Origin of the sequence: Streptomyces sp. JJ66 (assembly GCF_019303495.1) — a bacterium.
GTDB lineage: Bacteria > Actinomycetota > Actinomycetes > Streptomycetales > Streptomycetaceae > Streptomyces.
Window position 1 is genome coordinate 188603 of sequence record NZ_JAEVFI010000005.1, and the last position, 19581, is coordinate 208183.

General features: G+C 68.9%; 19 protein-coding genes. 10 read left to right on the forward strand and 9 right to left on the reverse strand.

Annotation, left to right across the window (positions count from 1 at the left end):
* Nucleotides 1–69: 69 nt before the first annotated feature.
* From JJV70_RS05620 to JJV70_RS05630, 3 genes are all read left to right on the forward strand, one after another.
* The gene (locus JJV70_RS05620; protein WP_219046584.1) at nucleotides 70–1590 is read left to right on the forward strand and encodes a sodium-dependent transporter; all 1521 of its coding nucleotides are present in this window, start codon (nucleotides 70–72) and stop codon (nucleotides 1588–1590) included.
* Complete coding sequence (locus JJV70_RS05625) at nucleotides 1590–1727, forward strand: methionine/alanine import family NSS transporter small subunit (protein WP_219046585.1); 138 nt, start codon at nucleotides 1590–1592, stop codon at nucleotides 1725–1727. Before JJV70_RS05620 ends, JJV70_RS05625 begins: the two co-directional genes overlap by 1 nt.
* Before the next feature lie 300 nt (nucleotides 1728–2027).
* Nucleotides 2028–3353, forward strand: a complete 1326-nt coding sequence (locus tag JJV70_RS05630) for a hypothetical protein (RefSeq protein WP_219046586.1) — start codon at nucleotides 2028–2030, stop codon at nucleotides 3351–3353.
* Between the two features lie 143 nt (nucleotides 3354–3496).
* On the opposite strand, the gene aceE is transcribed toward JJV70_RS05630, so the two are convergent.
* Together aceE and JJV70_RS05640 are read right to left on the reverse strand one after the other, a co-directional pair.
* Nucleotides 3497–6175, reverse strand: a complete 2679-nt coding sequence (gene aceE / locus JJV70_RS05635; RefSeq protein ID WP_219046587.1) for a pyruvate dehydrogenase (acetyl-transferring), homodimeric type — start codon at nucleotides 6173–6175, stop codon at nucleotides 3497–3499.
* Nucleotides 6176–6512: 337 nt separating this feature from the next.
* Nucleotides 6513–7142 (reverse strand): GntR family transcriptional regulator, encoded by a 630-nt coding sequence (locus tag JJV70_RS05640; RefSeq protein WP_219046588.1) that lies wholly within the window; start codon nucleotides 7140–7142, stop codon nucleotides 6513–6515.
* A gap of 159 nt (nucleotides 7143–7301) precedes the next feature.
* Here JJV70_RS05640 and JJV70_RS05645 point away from each other — a divergent pair, with 159 nt between their 5' ends.
* Together JJV70_RS05645 and JJV70_RS05650 are read left to right on the forward strand one after the other, a co-directional pair.
* On the forward strand, nucleotides 7302–7823 hold the full coding sequence (locus tag JJV70_RS05645) for a GNAT family N-acetyltransferase (protein ID WP_219046589.1): 522 nt from the start codon (nucleotides 7302–7304) through the stop codon (nucleotides 7821–7823).
* On the forward strand, nucleotides 7820–8581 hold the full coding sequence (locus JJV70_RS05650; protein WP_219046590.1) for a sulfite exporter TauE/SafE family protein: 762 nt from the start codon (nucleotides 7820–7822) through the stop codon (nucleotides 8579–8581). The genes JJV70_RS05645 and JJV70_RS05650 overlap by 4 nt, the downstream gene beginning before the upstream one ends.
* A gap of 40 nt (nucleotides 8582–8621) precedes the next feature.
* On the opposite strand, the gene JJV70_RS05655 is transcribed toward JJV70_RS05650, so the two are convergent.
* Together JJV70_RS05655 and JJV70_RS05660 are read right to left on the reverse strand one after the other, a co-directional pair.
* Complete coding sequence (locus JJV70_RS05655) at nucleotides 8622–8852, reverse strand: hypothetical protein (RefSeq protein WP_219046591.1); 231 nt, start codon at nucleotides 8850–8852, stop codon at nucleotides 8622–8624.
* Entirely contained in the window at nucleotides 8849–9103 is a 255-nt protein-coding gene (locus tag JJV70_RS05660) for a hypothetical protein (protein ID WP_219046592.1), read from the reverse strand. The genes JJV70_RS05655 and JJV70_RS05660 overlap by 4 nt, the downstream gene beginning before the upstream one ends.
* 203 nt (nucleotides 9104–9306) lie before the next feature.
* On the opposite strand from JJV70_RS05660, the gene JJV70_RS05665 reads away from it, so the two are divergent.
* From JJV70_RS05665 to JJV70_RS05685, 5 genes are all read left to right on the forward strand, one after another.
* Nucleotides 9307–10149: a helix-turn-helix transcriptional regulator gene (locus JJV70_RS05665; RefSeq protein ID WP_219046593.1), complete on the forward strand. Its 843-nt coding sequence runs from the start codon at nucleotides 9307–9309 to the stop codon at nucleotides 10147–10149.
* On the forward strand, nucleotides 10131–10340 hold the full coding sequence (locus tag JJV70_RS05670; protein WP_219046594.1) for a DUF397 domain-containing protein: 210 nt from the start codon (nucleotides 10131–10133) through the stop codon (nucleotides 10338–10340). The genes JJV70_RS05665 and JJV70_RS05670 overlap by 19 nt, the downstream gene beginning before the upstream one ends.
* A gap of 115 nt (nucleotides 10341–10455) precedes the next feature.
* The gene (locus JJV70_RS05675) at nucleotides 10456–10665 is read left to right on the forward strand and encodes a DUF397 domain-containing protein (protein WP_219046595.1); all 210 of its coding nucleotides are present in this window, start codon (nucleotides 10456–10458) and stop codon (nucleotides 10663–10665) included.
* A 230-nt stretch (nucleotides 10666–10895) separates the two neighbouring features.
* Nucleotides 10896–11465 carry a GNAT family N-acetyltransferase gene (locus JJV70_RS05680; protein WP_219046596.1) on the forward strand — a complete coding sequence of 190 codons (570 nt, stop codon included), beginning with the start codon at nucleotides 10896–10898 and terminating at the stop codon, nucleotides 11463–11465.
* A gap of 183 nt (nucleotides 11466–11648) precedes the next feature.
* Nucleotides 11649–12101, forward strand: coding sequence for a lactococcin 972 family bacteriocin (locus JJV70_RS05685; RefSeq protein ID WP_257573429.1), 453 nt, complete (start codon nucleotides 11649–11651; stop codon nucleotides 12099–12101).
* A 924-nt stretch (nucleotides 12102–13025) separates the two neighbouring features.
* Here JJV70_RS05685 and JJV70_RS05690 read toward each other — a convergent pair.
* From JJV70_RS05690 to lpdA, 5 genes are all read right to left on the reverse strand, one after another.
* The gene (locus tag JJV70_RS05690; RefSeq protein ID WP_257573431.1) at nucleotides 13026–13583 is read right to left on the reverse strand and encodes a hypothetical protein; all 558 of its coding nucleotides are present in this window, start codon (nucleotides 13581–13583) and stop codon (nucleotides 13026–13028) included.
* A gap of 11 nt (nucleotides 13584–13594) precedes the next feature.
* Entirely contained in the window at nucleotides 13595–15409 is a 1815-nt protein-coding gene (locus JJV70_RS05695) for an alpha/beta hydrolase (protein ID WP_219046598.1), read from the reverse strand.
* Nucleotides 15410–15412: 3 nt separating this feature from the next.
* Nucleotides 15413–15889, reverse strand: coding sequence for a hypothetical protein (locus JJV70_RS05700; RefSeq protein ID WP_219046599.1), 477 nt, complete (start codon nucleotides 15887–15889; stop codon nucleotides 15413–15415).
* A 225-nt stretch (nucleotides 15890–16114) separates the two neighbouring features.
* On the reverse strand, nucleotides 16115–17908 hold the full coding sequence (sucB, locus tag JJV70_RS05705) for a 2-oxoglutarate dehydrogenase, E2 component, dihydrolipoamide succinyltransferase (protein WP_219046600.1): 1794 nt from the start codon (nucleotides 17906–17908) through the stop codon (nucleotides 16115–16117).
* 51 nt (nucleotides 17909–17959) lie between these two features.
* Entirely contained in the window at nucleotides 17960–19348 is a 1389-nt protein-coding gene (gene lpdA / locus JJV70_RS05710) for a dihydrolipoyl dehydrogenase (protein ID WP_219046601.1), read from the reverse strand.
* Between the last annotated feature and the right edge of the window lie 233 nt (nucleotides 19349–19581).

The window sequence follows — 19581 nt, forward strand, 5'->3', positions numbered from 1 at the left end:
GGCCCGCGGAATCCGCTGTTAGCGTGCGAAAGTGCCACATTCGTCTCCCCGCACCAAGGGATTCCGACTATGAGCGATCAACCCCGCGAGCAGTGGGGCACTCGGGCGGGCTTCATCATGGCCGCGATCGGTTCCGCGATCGGGCTGGGCAACATCTGGCGCTTCCCGGCCGAGGCGTACCGAAACGGCGGCGGCGCGTTCCTGCTGCCCTATCTCATCGCCCTGCTGACGGCCGGTCTGCCGCTGCTGATCATGGAGTACACGATCGGGCGGCGCTACCGTGGCTCGGCCCCCGCGTCCTTCCGCCGACTGGGCAAACCGGCCCAGTTCATCGGCTGGTGGCAGGTGCTGATCTGCTTCGTCATCGCCACCTACTACGCCCTCATCCTGTCCTGGGCCGTGCGCTACGTCGGCTTCTCGGTGGGGCAGCAGTGGGGGGACGACGCCGAGACCTTCCTGTTCGTGGACTTCCTGCGCGTCGGCGACACCCCCGGCGACCTGGGCGGATACATCGGCGGCGTGTTCTGGCCGCTGCTGGCCGTGTGGATGATCGTGCTCGGCATCCTCGCCCTGGGCGTCCGGCGCGGCATCGAGAGAGCCAACCGGATCTTCATCCCGCTGCTGGTGGTCTTCTTCATCGTCCTCGTCATCCGGGCCCTCACCCTGGACGGCGCCGCGCTCGGCCTGGACGCCTTCTTCACCCCGGACTGGGACGCGCTCACGGACGGCGATGTCTGGGTCGCCGCCTACGGGCAGATCTTCTTCTCCCTGTCCGTCGGCTTCGGCATCATGATCACCTACGCGTCCTACCTGGGCCGCCGCTCCGACCTCAGCGGCTCCGCGCTTGTGGCCGGTTTCGCCAACAGCTCCTTCGAGATCCTGGCGGGCATCGGCGTCTTCGCCACCCTCGGCTTCCTCGCCTCGGCAGCCGGTGGCGGGGTGTTCGAGACCGAGGGCGGCCTCGGCCTGGCCTTCGTCGCCTTCCCGACGATCATCTCGCAGATGCCCTGGGGCGCCTTCTTCGGCGTGCTGTTCTTCGGCTCACTGGTCATCGCCGGGCTCACGTCCCTCATCAGCATCGTCCAGGTCATCGTCTCGGCGGTGCAGGACCGGCTGAACCTGGCCCGGGTCCCGGCCGTGCTGCTCGTGGGCGGCGTGGTCGCCCTTGCCTCGGTGCTGCTCTACCCCACCGAAGGCGGCCTGTACCTGCTGGACGCCGCCGACCGCTTCATCAACCGCTACGGCATCGCCCTGGCCGCCCTGGCCTCCGTCATCATGGTCGCCTGGGTGCTGCGCAAGCTCCCCGTCCTGCAACGGGACGCCGACGCCACCTCAGCCATCCGGCTCGGCCGCTGGTGGAAGGTGACCCTGGGCATCATCACGCCCGTCATGCTCGGGCTGATGCTGATCGACGCGCTCGCCCAGGAGCTGAGCGAGAACTACGCGGGCTACCCGACCAGCTTCCTGCTGTGGGCGGGCTGGGGCGTGGCGGCCGGAGCGCTGCTCCTCGCCATCCTGCTGTCCCTGCTGCCGTGGCGCCGCGAGGATGCCGGGGCCCCGCAGGACCTCGGTGAGAAGAGGAGTGAGTGATGTCCGCCAGCGCCATCGTGATGCTGATCGTGTCGATCGTCGTCGTCTGGGGCGGCCTGGCCCTGGCCATCCTGCGCCTGCGCGCCCACCCGGAGGTGCGGGTACCGCCGGACACCCCGGAGGACCACTCGATCTGACGCCCCCTGAGAACCTCCCGGCACGACGCCCCCGAGGCCCGGAGTCCGTCCCGCACGAAGGGGGGCCGGGCCAGCTCTGCCCTCGTGGTCGGTGCGGGCAGGCTACGGCGAGTAGACCGTCTCACCCTTCTGCCCGGCCCCACGAGGGCCGGGCAGAAGGGTGCCTGGCGTTACTCCTGGGACGCGGCGTGCGCCACTGGGGCGACACGGGCACCCGAGAGGGCCTGTGTAAAAATCCGTTAAGGAAGTTTGACCATCCGAAGGCCAGGGCTCCCCCTCTGGACCAACACAAGGAATATTTTGAAGCGCAAGAACATAGCCATGGCCACCGCTACGGTGGTCGCTGGCTCCTCCATCCTGCTGGCCGCCCCCGCGACGGCTCAGGACCGTACGGCCGTCGTCTCTCCCCGAGGGGCGGTCAGCGAAGTTTCCCTCATCGAGGGACCGACCCCTTCAGTGGATCTCCCCACCGCGATCCGGCCCGGAGATTCGGCTGAGGTCTCGGTCGTCTTCGACAATACCGACGGCGCTGACATCACCAACTGGAACAGTGGCTTGACCTTTGACTCCACCACGGGTGAGCTGGAAGGGTCGCACATCACGCTGGAGCAGCGGGACAGCGAGGGTAACTGGCAGTCCCTGTCCCTGCGCAACATCCAGTTCACCTCCAGCTACACCGCCGATTTCACCGGGCCGACGGCGATCGCGGCAGGCGAGCGCCTCACCCTCGACCTGCGGATCGGCTTCACCAGTGAGGCTCCCGAGACGCGGGCGGAGATCATCTTGTCCGGTGCGGGTGACAGTGCGGCCGGTGCCGTCGGCACACCCGCCACCTCCTTCTACACGTCCATCGACTCCACGGGCGACGCGGACGAGGTTCCCGATGAGGAGGACCCGGATGGCGCCCCCGCACCGGAGGTGACGCTTGCCGGGGTTCCCGCCGCCGGGTTTGTCGCCGGTGGTGACTGGCAGGGGATCACCCTGCGTGTGGACAATTCCGGCTTGGGCGCCTTCGACGCCTACGACCTGGGGGTCAATCTGGGACGCGGGCTGGATAAGGGTGAGTTCCTGACCCAGGACCAGATCATGATGGAGGTCCAGGGTCTGGGCGGGGACTCCAAGAGCTGGTCCGCGCTGGAGCTCGACGGCTCCGAAGAGCTCCACAGCGCCTACATCGGCACCATCTCGCTGGCCGCTGACGAACAGCGCGAGATCCGTCTGCGGCTGCGTTTCGCCGAGGACACCCCCACCGGCCCCCTTTCCCTGGCCACCGTGGGCTGGGCCCCGGACTCCGAGGTGAGCGCGGCCGCCGAGCCCCACGTATACCGGACCGAGATCCTGGCCGCCGGTACCGGTGAGAGCACCGGCGCCACGGCTGGGACCGGAGGCTCCCGGGAGGACGGCTCGGCCAGCGCCGGGGATAAGGGTGCGGAAAGTTCCCTGGGCGGTGCGGGCTCCCAGAGTGGCAACGACCCCGCCCCGAACGGCGGTGGCAAGGACACCACGCTGGCGGTGACCGGCAGCAACGCCGCCACCCCCTGGATCGCCGGCGCCGCCGGGATCGTGCTGGCGATGGGCACAGCCATGCTGACCTTCACCATCCGCCGCCGGAGCACCACCGCGTAACCCACGCGAAACCGCCAGCCGGGGCCCGCGCGCATCACTTGCGCGCGGGCCCCGCGCTTGTGCGCCCATGCTGGGCGCACACGGCGTCGGCCCCGGACCGCGCAGTCCGGGGCCGACGCCACGTCAGGGGCAGGCAGGTGGGGTCAGGCCAGGCCGTACTTTTCGGCGGCCTGGTGTACCGTTTCGCGCTTTACCTCGCCACGGCGGGCGAGCTGGGCTAGGGCGGCGACGGTGATGGACTGGGCGTCCACGCCGAAGTGACGGCGGGCGTTCTCGCGGGTGTCGGACAGGCCGAACCCGTCGGTGCCCAGCGAGGAGTAGTCCTGCGGCACCCACTGGCTGATCTGGTCCGGCACCTGCCGCATCCAGTCGCTGACGGCCAGCACCGGCCCGGGGGCGTCCTTCAGCACCCGGGTGACGTAGGGCTCCCGGTCCTCGCCGCGCAGGGCAGCCGCTTCGCAGTCCAGTGCGTCCCGGCGCAGCTCGCCCCATGACGTCGCCGACCACACGTCGGCCGCCACGCCCCACTCCTCGGCGAGTAGCTTCTGCGCGTCCAGCACCCAGTGGATCGCGGTACCGGAGGCGAGCAGCTGGAGGCGCGGCGCGTCCGCGTCGCCTGTCACCTCGCCCTCGTTGAACCGGTACAGGCCCTTGACGATGCCCTCCTCGGCGCCCTCGGGCATCGCGGGCTGCGGCATGGGCTCGTTGTAGACGGTCAGGTAGTAGAAGACGTCCTCGGGGTTCTCCCCATACATCCGGCGCAGCCCGTCCTTGACGATGACGCCGATCTCGTAGGCGAACGCCGGGTCGTAGGACAGCGCGGCCGGGTTGGTGGCGGCGATGAGCAGCGAGTGCCCGTCGGCGTGTTGCAGGCCTTCGCCGGTCAGCGTCGTGCGACCGGCCGTCGCGCCGACGACGAAGCCCCGGCCGAGCTGGTCACCGAGCGCCCAGAACTGGTCGGCGGTGCGCTGCCAGCCGAACATCGAGTAGAAGATGTAGAACGGGATCATCGGCTCGCCGTGCGTGGCGTATGCCGTCGCGGCGGCGGTGAAGTCCGCCATGGCACCCGCCTCGGTGATCCCCTCGTTGAGGATCTGCCCGTCCCTGGCCTCCTTGTAGTACATCAACTGGTCGCGATCGACCGGCTCGTACGTCTGGCCCAGCGGCGAGTAGATACCGGCGGAGGGGAACAGCGCCTCCATGCCGAACGTACGGGCCTCGTCCGGGACGATCGGCACCCAGCGCTTGCCGGTCTCCTTGTCCCGCATCAGGTCCTTCACTAGGCGCACGAACGCCATGGTGGTCGCGATCGACTGGTTGCCGCTGCCCTTGGCCAGCGCGGCGAACGGACGCTGGCCGGGCTGGGGCAGCGCGACCGGGTGCACCCGGCGGGCCGGGGCGGGGCCGCCCAGCTCCGCGCGGCGCTCGGTGAGGTAGCGCACCTCGGGGGAGTCGGCGCCCGGGTGGGCGTAGGGGACCAGCTCCTCGTCCAGCTTGGCGTCCGGGATCGGCAGCTCCAGCAGGTCGCGCATGGCGCGGAACTCCTTGCCGGAGAGCTTCTTCATCTGGTGGTTGGCGTTGCGCGACTCAAAGCCCGGGCCCAGCGTCCAGCCCTTGACCGTCTGCGCCAGGATCACCGTCGGCGCGCCCCGGTGCGCCACGGCCGCCTGGTACGCGGCGTACACCTTGCGTGGCTCGTGCCCGGCGCGCGAGGTGTGGAAGCACTCGGCGATCTTGGCGTCGCTCAGCAGCTTGGCCAGCTCCACCAGCGCCGGGTCGGCGCCGAAGAAGTGCTCGCGGATGTAGGCGGCGTCGCGGGTGGCGTACGTCTGGAACTGGGCGTCCGGCACCTCGCGCAGGCGGCGCAGCAGCGCGCCGGTGGTGTCGAGCTGGATCAGCTCGTCCCAGGCGGTGCCCCACAGCGACTTCACCACGTTCCAGCCAGCCGCGCGGAACTGCGCCTCCAGCTCCTGCACGATCTTGAAGTTCGCGCGGACGGGGCCGTCCAGCCGCTGGAGGTTGCAGTTGATGACGAAGGTGAGGTTGTCCAGCTGTTCGCGGGCGGCGAGGGCGAGTGCGGCGGTGGACTCCGGCTCGTCCATCTCGCCGTCACCCAGGAACGCCCACACGCGCGAGGTGCTGGTGTCCTTGATGCCCCGGTGGTGCAGGTAGCGGTTGAAACGCGCCTGGTAGACGGCCGACAGCGGGCCGAGGCCCATCGAGACCGTGGGGAACTCCCACATCCACGGCAGGCGCCTGGGGTGCGGGTAGGACGGGATGCCCTGGCCGCCGGCCTCCTGGCGGAAGTGGTCGAGGTGGTCTTCGCTGAGGCGGCCTTCGAGGTAGGCGCGGGCGTAGATGCCGGGGGAGGCGTGCCCCTGGATGTAGAGCTGGTCGCCGGAGCCGTGCCGCTCCGGGTCCTGTTTGCCCCGGAAGAAGTGCTGGAAGCCGATCTCGTAGAGCCAGGCCGCCGAGGCGTAGGTGGCGATGTGGCCGCCGACGCCGTACCGGCTGCCCCGGGTGACCATCGCGGCGGCGTTCCACCGGTTCCACGCGGTGATCCGGCGCTCCAGCTCCGGGTCGCCGGGCAGCTGGGGCTCGGCGGCGGTCGGGAAGGTGTTGACGTATTCCGTCTCCAGCAGCCCGGGGACGGCGAGCCCGCTGTCGCGTGCGTGCTCGACGGTCCGGCGCACCAGGTAGGCGGCGCGCTGCGGCCCGGCGGCGTCGGCGACCGCGTCCAGGGACTCACGCCACTCGGCGGTCTCCTGCGGGTCACGGTCCGGGAGCCGGTCCAGCTCGCTCGGCAGGGTGGAGTCGGTCATCAGGCCGCCTTCCGGGATGGGGACGGTGGGGTGGTGCGGGGGCCAGCGGGTGCTGGTGGATCGGTGCGGGCAGGACAGGGTGAGCCCGCGCGAATGACGATAAGCCTCGATCGATGATCGATCAAAGCTTCGTAAGGAAATACTTCTTTCACGAGCCAAAATCGGCATTCCGTGCCACGAAATTTGACACGCCGTGCCGCGTGCGAGGGCCTGCTGGGGTGCTCTCCGCCCGGGCGGTGGGCGTTCTCCGCCCGGACGCCCGCGTGCGGGCACCGCCCGACCCGCTCAGCCGACGCTCAGCCGCGACCCGGCGGCGGCCCCGGGCAGGCCAGCGGGCCTACTCCGTCGGCGCGGGCGCGCAGCCCAGCACGTGGTCCTTCACCAGCTGCGCCACGTTCGGGTCACGGCGGCGGAACGCCTCGATGACCGCCTCGTGCTCCTCCGCGTACGACTGCTGCACCGTGCCCAGCCAGCGGATCGACAGCGCCGTCCACACCTCGATGCCCAGCGACTCCCAGGTGTGCAGCAGCACGCTGTTGCCCGAGGCACGCACCAACTCCCGGTGAAAGCCCACGGTGTGCCGCACCTGCGCCTCGCCGTCCCCGGCCCGGTCGGCCTCGTACAGCGCCGCCACGTGCGGTTCCAGCGCGGAGACGTCGTCGGCCAGGCGCGGCGCGGCCAGCTCGGCGGCCATCTGCTCCAGCCCGGCGCGCACCGGGTAGATCTCCTCCAGGTCGGCCGCCGACAAATCCCGCACCCGCACGCCCTTGTTCGGCGCCGACTCGATCAGCCGCAGCGCCTCCAGCTCGCGCAGCGCCTCCCGTACCGGCGTCTGGCTGACCTGCAACTCTACCGCGATGCGCCGCTCGACGATGCGCTCACCCGGGTTCCAGCGACCGCTGACGATCCCCTCCACGAGGTGTTCGCGGATCTGCTCGCGCAGCGAGTGCACGACGGGCGGTGCCATGGGAGCTCCTAACTGTCACCACCGACTCTACGGCGCCCGGTCCTCACGTTACTCATCGGTCACCCGTCGCCGCGTAGCCTCCGGCAGCCCTCCCACGGTCCAGGCCGCGCGCCCTCCCCGGCCCTGCCGCCCGCGCTGGCCGTCCCGTAGGGTCGTCCCGTGCCAGAGATCACCCAGCTGTCCGCCGCCGATCTGCTGCGTGCGGCCGACGCACTGGCCGAGCTGCTCCTCGACGTCGTGGACGGGGGCGACTCCCTCGGCTTCCTGTCGCCGCTGACCCACGCCGAGGCCCGCGCCTGGTGGACCTCCCGCGCGGACGCGCTGGAGGTCGGGCACGCACTGCTGTGGGCCGCCCACACCGGCGGCCAGCTGACCGGCACCGTGACCCTCCTTCCCGCGCCTATGCCCAACGGACGCCACCGCGCGGACGTGGCCAAGCTCATGGTCCACCGCGCCGCCCGTGGGCGCGGCGTGGCGCGCGCCCTGCTGGACGCCGCCGAGCGGGCCGCCGCCGACGCGGGCCTCACCCTGCTCGTGCTCGACACCCAGTCCGACACCGCCGCCGTGGACTTCTACCGCGCCACCGGCTGGACGGAGGCCGGCACCATCCCCGGCTACGCCACCGACACCACGGGCACCCCGCGTCCCACCACGTACTTCTACAAACAGCTCGCGGCATGAGCGGCGCGCTGGAACTGGTGGCCATCGCGGCGGCCGGGGTCGCCGCGGGCGGCATCAACGCCGTCGTCGGCTCCGGCACGCTGATCACCTTTCCCACGCTCCTCGCCTTCGGCTACCCGCCCGTGCTGGCCAACGTCTCGAACAACATCGGCCTCGTCCCCGGCACGCTCAGCGCCGCCTACGGCTACCGCCGCGAACTGCGCGGCCAGCGCCGCCGCCTGCTGCGCTTCGGCACCGGCTCCCTGCTCGGCGGCCTCATCGGGTCGCTGCTGCTGCTCACCCTCCCGGCGGAGACGTTCGCCGCCGTCGTGCCGGTGCTGATCCTGGCCGCCTGCGTCCTCGTCCTCCTCCAGCCGCGCCTGAACCGCTGGCTCACCCGCCGCCGCCCGCACGACGACGGCCGCGACGGCGGGGTGCCCATGTGGCTCGGCGTGCTCGGCACCGGCGTGTACGGCGGCTACTTCGGCGCCGCCCAAGGCGTGCTGCTCATGGGCCTGTTCGGCAGCTTCCTGCGCGACGACCTGCAACGCCTCAACGCCGTCAAGAACGTGCTCGCCGCCATCGTCAACGGGGTCGCCGCCGTCATCTTCATCGCCGTCACCCACGTGGACTGGGCCGCCGCCGGGGCCATCGCCGCCGGGGCCACGCTCGGCGGCCTCCTCGGCGCCCGCGTCGGCCGCCGCCTGCCGCCCACCGCGCTGCGCGCCGTCATCCTCGTTGTCGGCGTCACCGCCTCGGTGACGCTGCTGCTCGGCTGACGGCGATGCTGGGCTGACGGTGCTGCCGAGCTGACGCCGCTCAGCGCAGCGGCTTGCGGCTGCGCGCGTTGAGCTCCGCCACGTGGGCGCGCAGCAGCTCACCCCGGCTCAGGGGCACCAGGTGGGCCGGGTCGGCGTCCCACTCCCGGCCGCCCAGCAGGGGGCGCAGGAAGGCGAGGGCTCCCTCGTAGGCCATCACGATGCCCACCCGGTTGGACACGGTGTCCCGCGCGGCGGTGCCGGTCTGCGGCGGCTGGCCGTCCGCCGTCACCGTTCGGCTCCCCGCGAGATGACCTCAGCCAGCAGGTGGGCGACGGGGGCCGAGCACACCCCGAGCTGGATCAGCGCGTACCGCGCCGAGCCCTCGCGCTCGTCGGCCCACGGCGTGCGGACGTCCATCGCCGGAAGCTGGATGCCCGCCCGCCGCAGCGCGTCGGCCAGGGCGTAGCGGGCGGTCAGCGCCTCTTTCACCTTGGCGCGGCGGGCGGCGGTTTCGGCGTCGGGCCGTGAAGTCTTCGCCATCTGCGATTCCTTTCATATGACTTATGCACATTTGTCTGGCACATTCGCCCCACCGGAAATACGGTGGGTAGCACGGGCATTACGAGAATGGGGCCTGAGGAGGGCTGACGGGGCGTCACGGGGGCTTGGCTTCCCGCCTCGACGCACTGTTTCCACACCTTCCACGGGCTGTGACCACACGTCCTCAACGGAGAGGAACACTCATGCCGCAGCGTCGCGTTATCACCGGGCGGAGCCAGAACCCGCGCCAACGGTTCGCCGAGGAGCTGCGCAGGCTCCGCGTGCAGCGGGGCAAGAGTCTGCGCCAGCTCGGCGAACACCTCGGCTGGGACTGGTCGTTGTTCGGCAAGATGGAGAAGGGAGAGACCATCGGCAGCCCCGAGGTAGCCGAGGCGCTGGACCAGTACTACGGCACCCCCGGCCTGCTCCTGGCCCTGTGGGAGCTGGCCGCCGGGGACAAGAGCCAGTTCCGCGAGCGCTACCAGCGGTACATGACGCTGGAGGCCAAGGCGGTCAGCCTGTGGCACTTCGCCGTCAGCGTCCTGCCCGGTCTGCTGCAAACCCCCGGCTACGCCCGCGAAGTCCTGGCCGCCGGAGGGCTCAAGGGCCGCGAGCTGGACCAGCAAGTCGCCGCCCGCACCGGCCGGTGCGCCCTGCTGGACGGCACCAAGGCCCCGCCGTTCCGCACGATCCTCTCCGAAGCGGTCCTGCGCACCCCGCTGCGCGACCCGCAGGAGTGGCGCGACCAACTCCAGCACCTCGTCACGATGGCGGAGCGCCAGAGCGTGGTGCTCCAGGTGTTGCCGTTCTCGGTGGGCATGCACGGGCTGGTCAGCACAGCCCTCATGTTCCTGCGGCTTCCGAACGGGCGGACGGCGGCCTACCGGGAGAGCGCTCATCAGGGCGAACTCATCGAGGAAGACGCCCAAGTCGAGCGCTTGCAGCGTGTATACGATGGCATGCGCGACTTGGCGCTCTCTCCGGCCGAGTCCTTGCAGTTCGTCCTGCCCTTCTTGGAGGAAGCCTCGTGCGAGCCATCGACCTGAGCGCCGTGTCCTGGCGTAAGAGCAGCTACAGCAACCCCGACGGGGGCGAGTGTGTTGAGGTCGCCGAGGGCCTTGCCGCCGTGGTGCCGGTGCGGGACAGCAAGATGCCCGGTGGGCCGGTGCTGGTGTTTCCCACTGCGGGTTGGGGTTCCTTCGTCAATGCGGTGAAGTCCGCTCACCCGAGCGCCTGACGGGCAAGCTGCCGCAAGGCCCCTGAGACCACCCGGTCTTGGGGGCCTTGCGCTGCCCGGCTGCCCCGTGCCTCACTAATCAGTGGAGCCCGCGTCTCACCTCGGAGGAGTCCCCGTGCGATCCATCGACCCGAGTGCCGTGTCCTGGCGTAAGAGCAGCTACAGCAACCCCGACGGGGGCCAGTGTGTGGAGGTCGCCGAGGGCCTTGCCGCCGTGGTGCCGGTGCGGGACAGCAAGGTGCCCGGTGGGCCGGTGCTGGTGTTTCCCGCTGCGGGGTGGGGCTCCTTCGTCAACGCGGTGAAGTCCGCTCACCCGGGTGCCTGACCGTAGTCACAACTCCGGCGTGCGGTAGAGCGGATATGCCGTACCCAGGTCGGGAATCTCCAGCACCGGTACCGGGCTTCCCTCCCAGTCCCCGCTGGCCCGGGACTCTCCAGCGCACGGAGACCCGGATATCCCCTGGTCGAAGGCGCTGGGCCGTGCCAAGCTGCTGCGATGACGGCGCGCGAGCGGGGCGCGGGCCGGAGACTTGGCATCCGAGAAAGGGAGCTTGCGTGCTGGAGATCACCGGGCCGGTGAAGACGGAACGGCTGATATTGCGTGCGTTCAAAGCCGGGGACGAGGAGGACGCCTACGCCTTCGAGTCACGAGCGGACGTGGCCCGGTACCTCTACAACGAGCCGCGCACGCGAGAAGAGATCACCAGGCTGATGACCGAGCGGTCCGCGCAGACGGTGCTGCGGCGCGAGGGCGACAACATCCAGCTCGCCGTCGAAGGGGACGGCACCGTCATCGGATACGTCCTGCTGACCTGGGTCAGCGAGCGGCACCAGCAGGGCGAGTTCGGATACGTGCTGCACCCCGACTACCACGGCCGTGGGTTCGCCACGGAGGCCGCCGTCGAGATGCTGCGTCTGGGCTTTGACCGGCTCGGCCTGCACTGGATCACCGCCCGCTGCGACGCCCGCAACACCGCCTCGGCCCGTGTGATGGAACGCCTCGGCATGCGCCAGGAAGCCCACTTCATCGAGTCGGAGTGGGTCAAGGGCGAGTGGACCAGCGAACTCCACTACGCCCTACTCGCCCCCGAGTGGCGCGCTTCCCGCTGGGCGAGCAATCCCTGAGCCGAGCGGGTGGCCACCCCTGCGGCTCCGGGCCAGCACACTTCTGACGAGCGACACTGCGGACGGGCTGGAGCGCCAGCAGAAAGGTGCAGGCCGGTTGTGAAGGCGTGTGACAGGGTAGGCTCTTCTGGCAGTCGCCAGGTCAACTTCACTTGGCTTAAGGAAGATTGACGCAGCATGAGGTTGTCAAAGAAGATCGCCATCGCCGCCGCCACGGTCATCACGGCAGCCCCCGGGACCCTCGTTGCTGCGGAACCTGCCACCGCCGCGCCGGAGCCCTTGATCTCCACTGCCCCCGGGTCCCAGGCTCCTCCAGCGGTGCTCACCGGCCCGAACGGCGAGCAGCCGACGCAGTGGGGGGTGGCTGTGGTTCCGGTCGCCTCATCCAGGGGCGCGATGACGCCTCTGGCCACGAAGAAGGTCGGGGGAGGGACATGGAACTACGGGACGAGGGCTGCCGGGCTGGACGGGAGCACCTGCTACTCCAACTACATACACCCGTCTAAGAAGCACACGGCTACCGTCATCAAGGCCGGGTACACCTATAAGGACTACGCCAACCCGGACGTATGGGCGAAGGCCAAGATAACTGCTGGTGCGGCCTACACGTGCTATACGTATTGGGGTGTCTACTAGAACTCCGGAGGCGAAAGGCCACCTTTCACTAGTCAGCGCAACCTTGCTGCCCCAAGCACCTCACCTGTGTGGCCAGAAGTTCGGCATACTTGAACGCATCCTCTCTGCAGCGGCGGTGATCATGCACATGCCTCAACGAACGTGCTAAACATCATAGGCAGTAGTCAGAAAAGTCACCTTGCTGCGGACTCTCGGGCCGTTACGTATATGTGCGCCCTAGGGGCAGGTGCTCTCCTGGGGATCAGTGTCCCCTTGCTCCTATCGGCGGATGGGCAACTCGGACAGGTGGCGCACTTGGTATTGAGTGCGGGATGGGCGTGGGCCGCCCTCGCCTTTTTCCTTGGAATGCTCAGCACGTCAAAGCCGCGTTCTGCCAGCACGGGAGCCACTGCATTGATCAGTGCGGTGTCCGCCTATTATCTGACGAAGGCGACTCAGGGTGAGTACGTCGCGGTGGATTATGCCGACCTTTCGGGCCAGTCCACCTATTTCGATTGGAGTGCGTTTCTTGCGAAGATGCTGCTGTGGTGCTTCTTCGGAATTCTTTTCGGGCCACTTCTAGGAATCTGTGGCAACATTTCGCGTAATGGTCCTTACCCTCTCCTAGGCCGAGTCGTTGTACCCCTCGTTGCCTTGGTCGAAACTTCTATGCGGCTCCATACTGAAGCAGGGGTAGGGAGTTCGCTTGCTGCAACAACGTGGACCACTCTCCGATGGGTAGCAGTCGCACTTCTGGCCTATTCTCTGCTGTCGGCAATGTTCGGCAGTTGGCGCCAGCGAACTGGTGGAAAATTTTACCGCTATTAGTTGCTGACATGGCGCGGAGCCTCCTCGTGATTCCTTCCAGTCACGTCTTTGACGGGCTTACGTCAAAGTTCGCCTTCGCTTCTTCTTACAAGATGATGGGATGCTTCCAGCCGCTCCTCAACTGTTGCCTGATGCGGACCAGAAGTCAGACTCTGCGTTCGGGGCAGGGGCAGGACCGGTGTCTTCCTTGGGGTCAGTGACGTCGGATTGCTCGGCGCACGGCGTCGATGCCTGGAGGAGAGCCTGCCCCTTCGCGCCGAACATCAGTCTGATGCGGAAGCCTTCTGGAGTTTCCGCGTACACGGCAGGGTGGGTGGCGCTGTCGCGTACCGCGATGATCTCGTATCCGCTCTTTTTCCAGAAATCCTCGACGCCGCCGAGAAAGTTTCCCCGACGCTCCTTGGAGATGATGGTGGTGACGGCACGGCGGCGAGACACCGCTCCGGTCTCTGTCTCCTCGTTTTTCCAATCCGTGCACGCTTGGCTCGTCGTTTCGCCATAAACCCACTCGACCTCAGGCTTAATCGCCTTCAGAGTCATGTCCAACACAGTATCCGCGCGGTTGGCCGCTTCTTGCATGTTCACATTCGGTACATTCTCGGTCGAATTATTTTCGCTGCTCTCGCCCAGCATTCCACAGGCGGAAAGGGGTAGAATGAGTAGCAGTGCTGTCATGGTGCGGAGCCTCACCGTGGTGCCTCCGAGATCACGTCTTCGGGTTTTCCGGCAACGATGGCGGCGACGTTGTCCGCCGATAGCTGGTCCTTCTCAGGGTTGAAATAGTTCGAGTGTGCAGGCATCGGCCCTTCACCATCGATATATGGGCGAGGTCCATCGTCAACGGCAAAGCGGTTGGCGCCGAACGCCCCGCTTGCTGGGTCCTTTCCGAACCAGATGTCGTCGTCGCCGATATCGGCGAGCTCATACCAAAGGTATGCTGTAATTGGGTTAGTTGACGTAAATCCCTCGATCGCGCCATCGATTTCTGCTTTCGAAGGAAGTTTGGTCACCGGATCGTTCTCTGCAGCGCCAACGTATACGTGGTCACTATCGACCCCAAGCTCAGACGCGTGCTCAGCGCTTACCCCCGGACTCCCCAGCAGGATAATGTCATCTGCGCCCGGAATTCCGCCTGGGCGTTGAGCTGCCAAGCCGACTGTAAGAGATCCATAAGAATGGCCGATCGCTGTGATATGCGGGTCGGTGTGCTCGTTAGTGGCTCCGAGGCCTTCGATGAATGCATTGTATGTCGGTGCGCCAGCCGTAGCATGAATTTCGGTCATCACAGCTGCGTTGTTGATGACCTTATCAGTTCCCATTTGGGGCGCGTCGTATCCCAGCCAAACGATCGAAGCGCTAGAGGGGTCGTGATCTTGTGCGCCGAGGGCGGTGTGGCGGGCACGTTCGAGGTCGTTCTTGGCAAACGCCTCATCCAGAGCTGTTCCCAGGCCCGGGACGTAGGCGGAGACGTTGCGGGAGGTGTCGGGGTTGCCGTAGCTGACGATGGCACGGCCGTTGCCTTCGTCGCCGATGCCCAAGAGGTACATGGGCGGGACACTGCCCTTCTGAAGCTTCTCCTCGATGACTACCAGGCCCGCGAGTTTGGTGCGGGCGTCCTCCGTGTCCTCTCCCTCCAGTTTGCCCATCAGTAGGGGGAGGTAGGTGCGGTTGGCTTCGTCGCGGGCGGCGGCGGGGATGCCGTCGAGGTTGCCGATGAGATCGGGGTGGAGGGTGAGGTGTTGGGCGCGTTCGCCCGCCGAGAGTCCGTCCCACCATTCCTTGCGTTCGGCGGCGGAGAGGTCCGTGGGGATGTCGCTGGCGTCGAGGTAGCCGTAGGCGGCTTCGCGGACGGCGGTGGAGTCCTCGTGGGCGTCGGTCCACATCGCGTCGGTGACGTCGAGGCCGGGCTTGGTGGTCAGCTTGCTGAGCGCTTCCGCGTAGCTGTCGTCGATCTCGCGGGCGTCCTTGGCGGCGCGGTAGAGGCGGTCGGCGATGTCCTGGGCCTCGTGCCGGTTGGGGTTGGGGTCCAGGAGGGGGTTTGGCACCAGGGGCTGGGAGACGAGCCATTCGCCCGTCAGGAGCGTGCTGGCCGTGACGGTGCCGCCCGGGGCCGGTGAGCCGTCCAGGAGTTCACCCTTGGCCGGGTAGGTGACGGCTCCGTCGGCTCCCACGGTGAACTTCAGCGACTCCGCGTCGTCCAGGGCGTTGTTCACCGCCTTCTGGTGGGGTAGCAGTTCCTCTGCCAGGCCGGTCAGCGCGGTGTTGATCAGTCCGCACTCCGTGTAGATGTACTGGTAGTTCTCACTGAGCGTGGTCAAGCGTGTGACAGCGGCCTTCGTGGCCTCTCCTTCCTCGGTGTCGTCCAGCGCGGCGGTTCGCTGGTTGAGGGTCTGCCGGGCGGCGTGGGCGCGGTCGCGGACCCCGGCCCAGCCGCTCGCGGCGGCGTGCAGGCCGCTCAGGTCGAGATCGCGGAGTTCGGACCAGGTGAGGGTACTGGGCATGGGTCAGCGGCCGCCTTCCGCCCCGGTGGGCGCCTGGGCGCCCTTGAACGTGGACGTGGTGGCCGCCTCGTTCTCGCCGTGCTCCTTGGCTACCGCGCGCAGCTTGGGCGCCAGGTTCTCGCATTCCTCGCGGGCGGACTCCAGCCGTTCCACCCAGGTTTCGCGCACCTTGGTGAGCTTGCTGACGCTGGCCAGGCCCGCCCCCTCGGCGGCGATGTTCTCGTGGGAGGTCTCCAGCTTGTTCTTGGCCTGCGCCAGCACGTTCGCCATGCCGTCTACCGAGTTGCTCGCCGAGGTCCAGGGGCCTGCGCTGTGCCGGAGCTTGCCGCCTTCCGGGGCGCCGCCGTCTGCTGAGGCGAGGGCCAGCAGGGGGCTGGGGCTGGTGCCGTCTGGGCTGCTGGCGGGGCTGGCGCTTGGGGGCCGCTGCTCGGCCAGAGCGAAGAGCTGCTGCCATACCTCTGGCGTGGCGTCAGGCGACATACGGTCTCCGGGTGGTGCGGGTGGGAGGTGGCCCGTCAGCTCCGCCAGGCTACGGCGACAACAGACATGGTCAGGTGGCACACCGGCGGCCACCTGGGGCATTCTGCCGGAGCGGAGGGGCGGGGATCATGAGTACGCGTACTCAGATCCGCTGGCCCCGGACGCAGCGGTGCCCCGCGCCCGGCGGCTGGCCGGGGGCGGGGCACCGTGGGGTACCGGCAGGCGTCAGAGGCCGAGTTCGCCCTCGAACTCGGCGGCCTCCAGGCGGGCCTTGACGTCCGCGAGGTAGCGGGCGGCGTCGGCGCCGTCCACCAGCTGGTGGTCGTAGGAGAGGGTCAGGTAGGTCATGTCGCGGATCGCGATGGTCTCGCCCAGCTCCGGGTGGTCGATGACGACCGGGCGGCGCACGGTGGCACCGATGCCCAGCTCGGCGACCTGCGGGTAGTTCACGATGATCGTGTCGAACAGCGCACCGCGCGAGCCGGTATTGCTGATCGTGAACGTGCCGCCGGACATGTCGTCCGGGCTGAGCCCGCCGCCGCGTACCTTGCCCGCCAGCTCGGCGGTGCGCTTGGCGATGCCCGCCAGGCTCAGGTCGCCCGCGCCCTTGATGACGGGGACCATCAGGCCCTTCTCCGAGTCCACCGCGATGCCGACGTTCTCGACGTCGTGGTAGGTCACGGTGCCGTCGTCGTTAATCTTGGCGTTGACGGCCGGGTGGACCTTCAGCGCCTCGGCGGCGGCCTTGACGAAGAACGGCATCGGCGAGAGCTTCACGCCCTCCCGGGCCAGGAAGGACTCCTTGGCCCGGGCGCGGAGCTTCATGACCCGGGTGACATCGACCTCAACCACGGTGGAGAGCTGCGCCTGGTTGTGCAGCGCCTTCATCATGTTCTCGGCGATGACCTTGCGGATGCGGGACATCTTCACCGTCTGCCCGCGCAGCTCGGACGGCTGGGCCGCCTGGGCCTTCGGGGCGGACGGTGCGGCGGCGGCCGGAGCCGGGGTCTTGGCGGCCTCGGCGGCGGCCAGGACGTCCTGCTTGCGGATGCGGCCGCCGACGCCGGTGCCCTTCACCGTGGACAGGTCCACGTCGTTCTCGCCCGCGAGCTTGCGGACCAGCGGGGTGACGTAGGCGCCCTCACCACCGGCCGGGGACGCGGCGGGCTGCTGGGCCTGCGCGGCCGGAGCCGGGGCCTGCTGCGCCGGGGCGGCAGGCTGCTGGGCCTCCTGCTTCGGCGCCGGGGCGGGCTCGGGCTTCGGCTCGGGCTTCGGCTCCGGCTTCGCCTCGGCCTGCGGCTCGGGCTGGGCCTGCGGCTCCGGCTCGGGCTCCGGCTGCGCGGGCTTCGCCGCTGGGGCCGCGCCCTTCTCGCCGATGACGGCCAGCTTCGCGCCGACCTCGGCCGTCTCGTCCTCACCGACGAGGACCTCCAGCAGCGTGCCCGCCGCCGGGGCCGGGATCTCGGTGTCCACCTTGTCGGTGGAGACCTCCAGCAGCGGCTCGTCGGCCTCGACCTCGTCGCCGACCTCCTTCAGCCACCGCGTCACGGTGCCCTCGGTGACGGACTCACCGAGCGCGGGCAGCACCACATCGGTGCCGGACGCGCCACCGGAGGACGCCTGCGCGCCCGCGCCCTGCGGCTCGGGCTGCGCCTGCTCCTGCTGCGGCGCCTGCTCGGCCGGGGCGGGCTCGGGGGCCTGCTCCTGCTGCGCGGGCTCCGGCTCCGGCTCGGCCTGCTGCGGCTGCTCCTGCGCGGCCGGGGCGGACTCGCCGCCGCCGGAGCCATCGTCGATGACGGCCAGCTCCGCGCCGACCTCCACCGTCTCGTCCTCGGCGACCTTGATGGAGGACAGGACGCCCCCGGCCGGTGCCGGGATCTCGGTATCGACCTTGTCGGTGGAGACCTCAAGCAACGGCTCGTCGGCCTCGACAGTCTCACCCTCGGCCTTGAGCCAGCGGGTGACGGTGCCCTCGGTGACGCTCTCGCCAAGCGCGGGCAGGGTTACGGAAACCGCCATGGTTTCGGTTGCTCCTTAACGAATGTACGGATGGGGTCGCGCCCGGCGCGCTCAGTCGTGGGAGTGCAGCGGCTTCCCGGCCAGCGCCAGGTGCGCCTCGCCGAGGGCCTCGTTCTGCGTGGGGTGGGCGTGGATGAGCTGCGCGACCTCCGCGGGCAGGGCCTCCCAGTTGTAGATGAGCTGGGCCTCGCCGACCTGCTCACCCATCCGGTCACCGACCATGTGCACGCCGACCACGGCACCGTCGCGCACCTGGACGAGCTTGATCTCGCCCTGCGTCTTGAGGATCTTGCTCCGGCCGTTGCCGCCCAGGTTGTACTTCAGCGTGACGACCGCGTCCGCGCCGTACTGCTCCTTGGCCTTCGCCTCGGTCAGCCCGACGGAGGCGACCTCGGGGTGGCTGTAGGTGACGCGGGGAACGCCGTCGTAGTCGATCGGGACGACCTTCTGCCCGGCCAGCCGCTCCGCGACGAGGATGCCCTCGGCGAAGCCGACGTGCGCGAGCTGCAGCGTCGGGATCAGGTCACCCACGGCGGAGATCGTCGGCACGCTCGTCTGGCAGTACTCGTCCACGACGACGTACCCACGGTCCAGCTCGACGCCCGCCTCCTCGTAGCCCAGGCCCTGCGAGACCGGGCCCCGGCCGATGGCGACGAGCAGCAGCTCGGCCTCGAACTCCTTGCCGTTGGCCAGGGAGACCTTCACCCCGCCGTCGGTGTACTCGGCCTTCTCGAAGAACGAGCCGAGGGAGAACGTGATGCCACGCTTGCGGAACGCGCGCTCCAGCAGCTTGGAGCTGTTCTCGTCCTCCAGCGGCACCAGGTGCGGCAGGCCCTCGACGATGGTGACGTCCGTCCCGAAGGACTTCCACGCCGAGGCGAACTCGGAGCCGATGACCCCGCCGCCCAGGATGATCGCGGACTTCGGGACGCGGTCCAGGGTCAGCGCGTGGTCCGAGGAGATGATGCGCTCCCCGTCGATGTTCAGCCCCGGCAGGGACTTCGGCACCGAACCGGTGGCCAGCAGGATGTGGCGGCCCTCGTAGCGCTGGCCGTTCACGTCCACCGAGGTGGGGGAGGACAGGCGTCCCTCGCCCTCCACGTAGGTGATCTTGCGCGAGGCGATCAGGCCCTGGAGGCCCTTGTACAGGCCGGCGATCACGCCGTCCTTGTACTTGTGCACGCCCGCCATGTCGATGCCCTCAAGCGTGGTCTTGACACCGAACTCGGCGCCCTCGCGGGCCTGGTCGGCCAGCTCACCGGCGTGCAGCAGAGCCTTCGTGGGGATGCAACCGTAGTGCAGGCAGGTTCCGCCGACCTTGTCCTTCTCGATCAGGGCAACGTCCAGACCCAGCTGTGAAGCGCGCAGGGCAGCGGCGTATCCGCCGCTACCGCCGCCGAGAATCACTAGGTCGAAAACGGTGCTGGCGTCGTTCGCCACGTCACGTCCTCCATGCATGGGTGCGCCGGAGCCGGTCGGCTGTGACCGGGCGGCTGTGCGTTCGGCCGCTTGTGTTGCTTCGGCCCTGTGGGTTTAGCGGGCCCCTGTCCTGCCGAGACAACATCTTCGCATTTGTCGACGCCGAACGGGACGCCGGGCCGGTGTGTGAGACGTTGCACTCGTCCCCACGGGGGTCTACCGACGGGTAGGGACGGCCCGGACCCAGCGTGCGC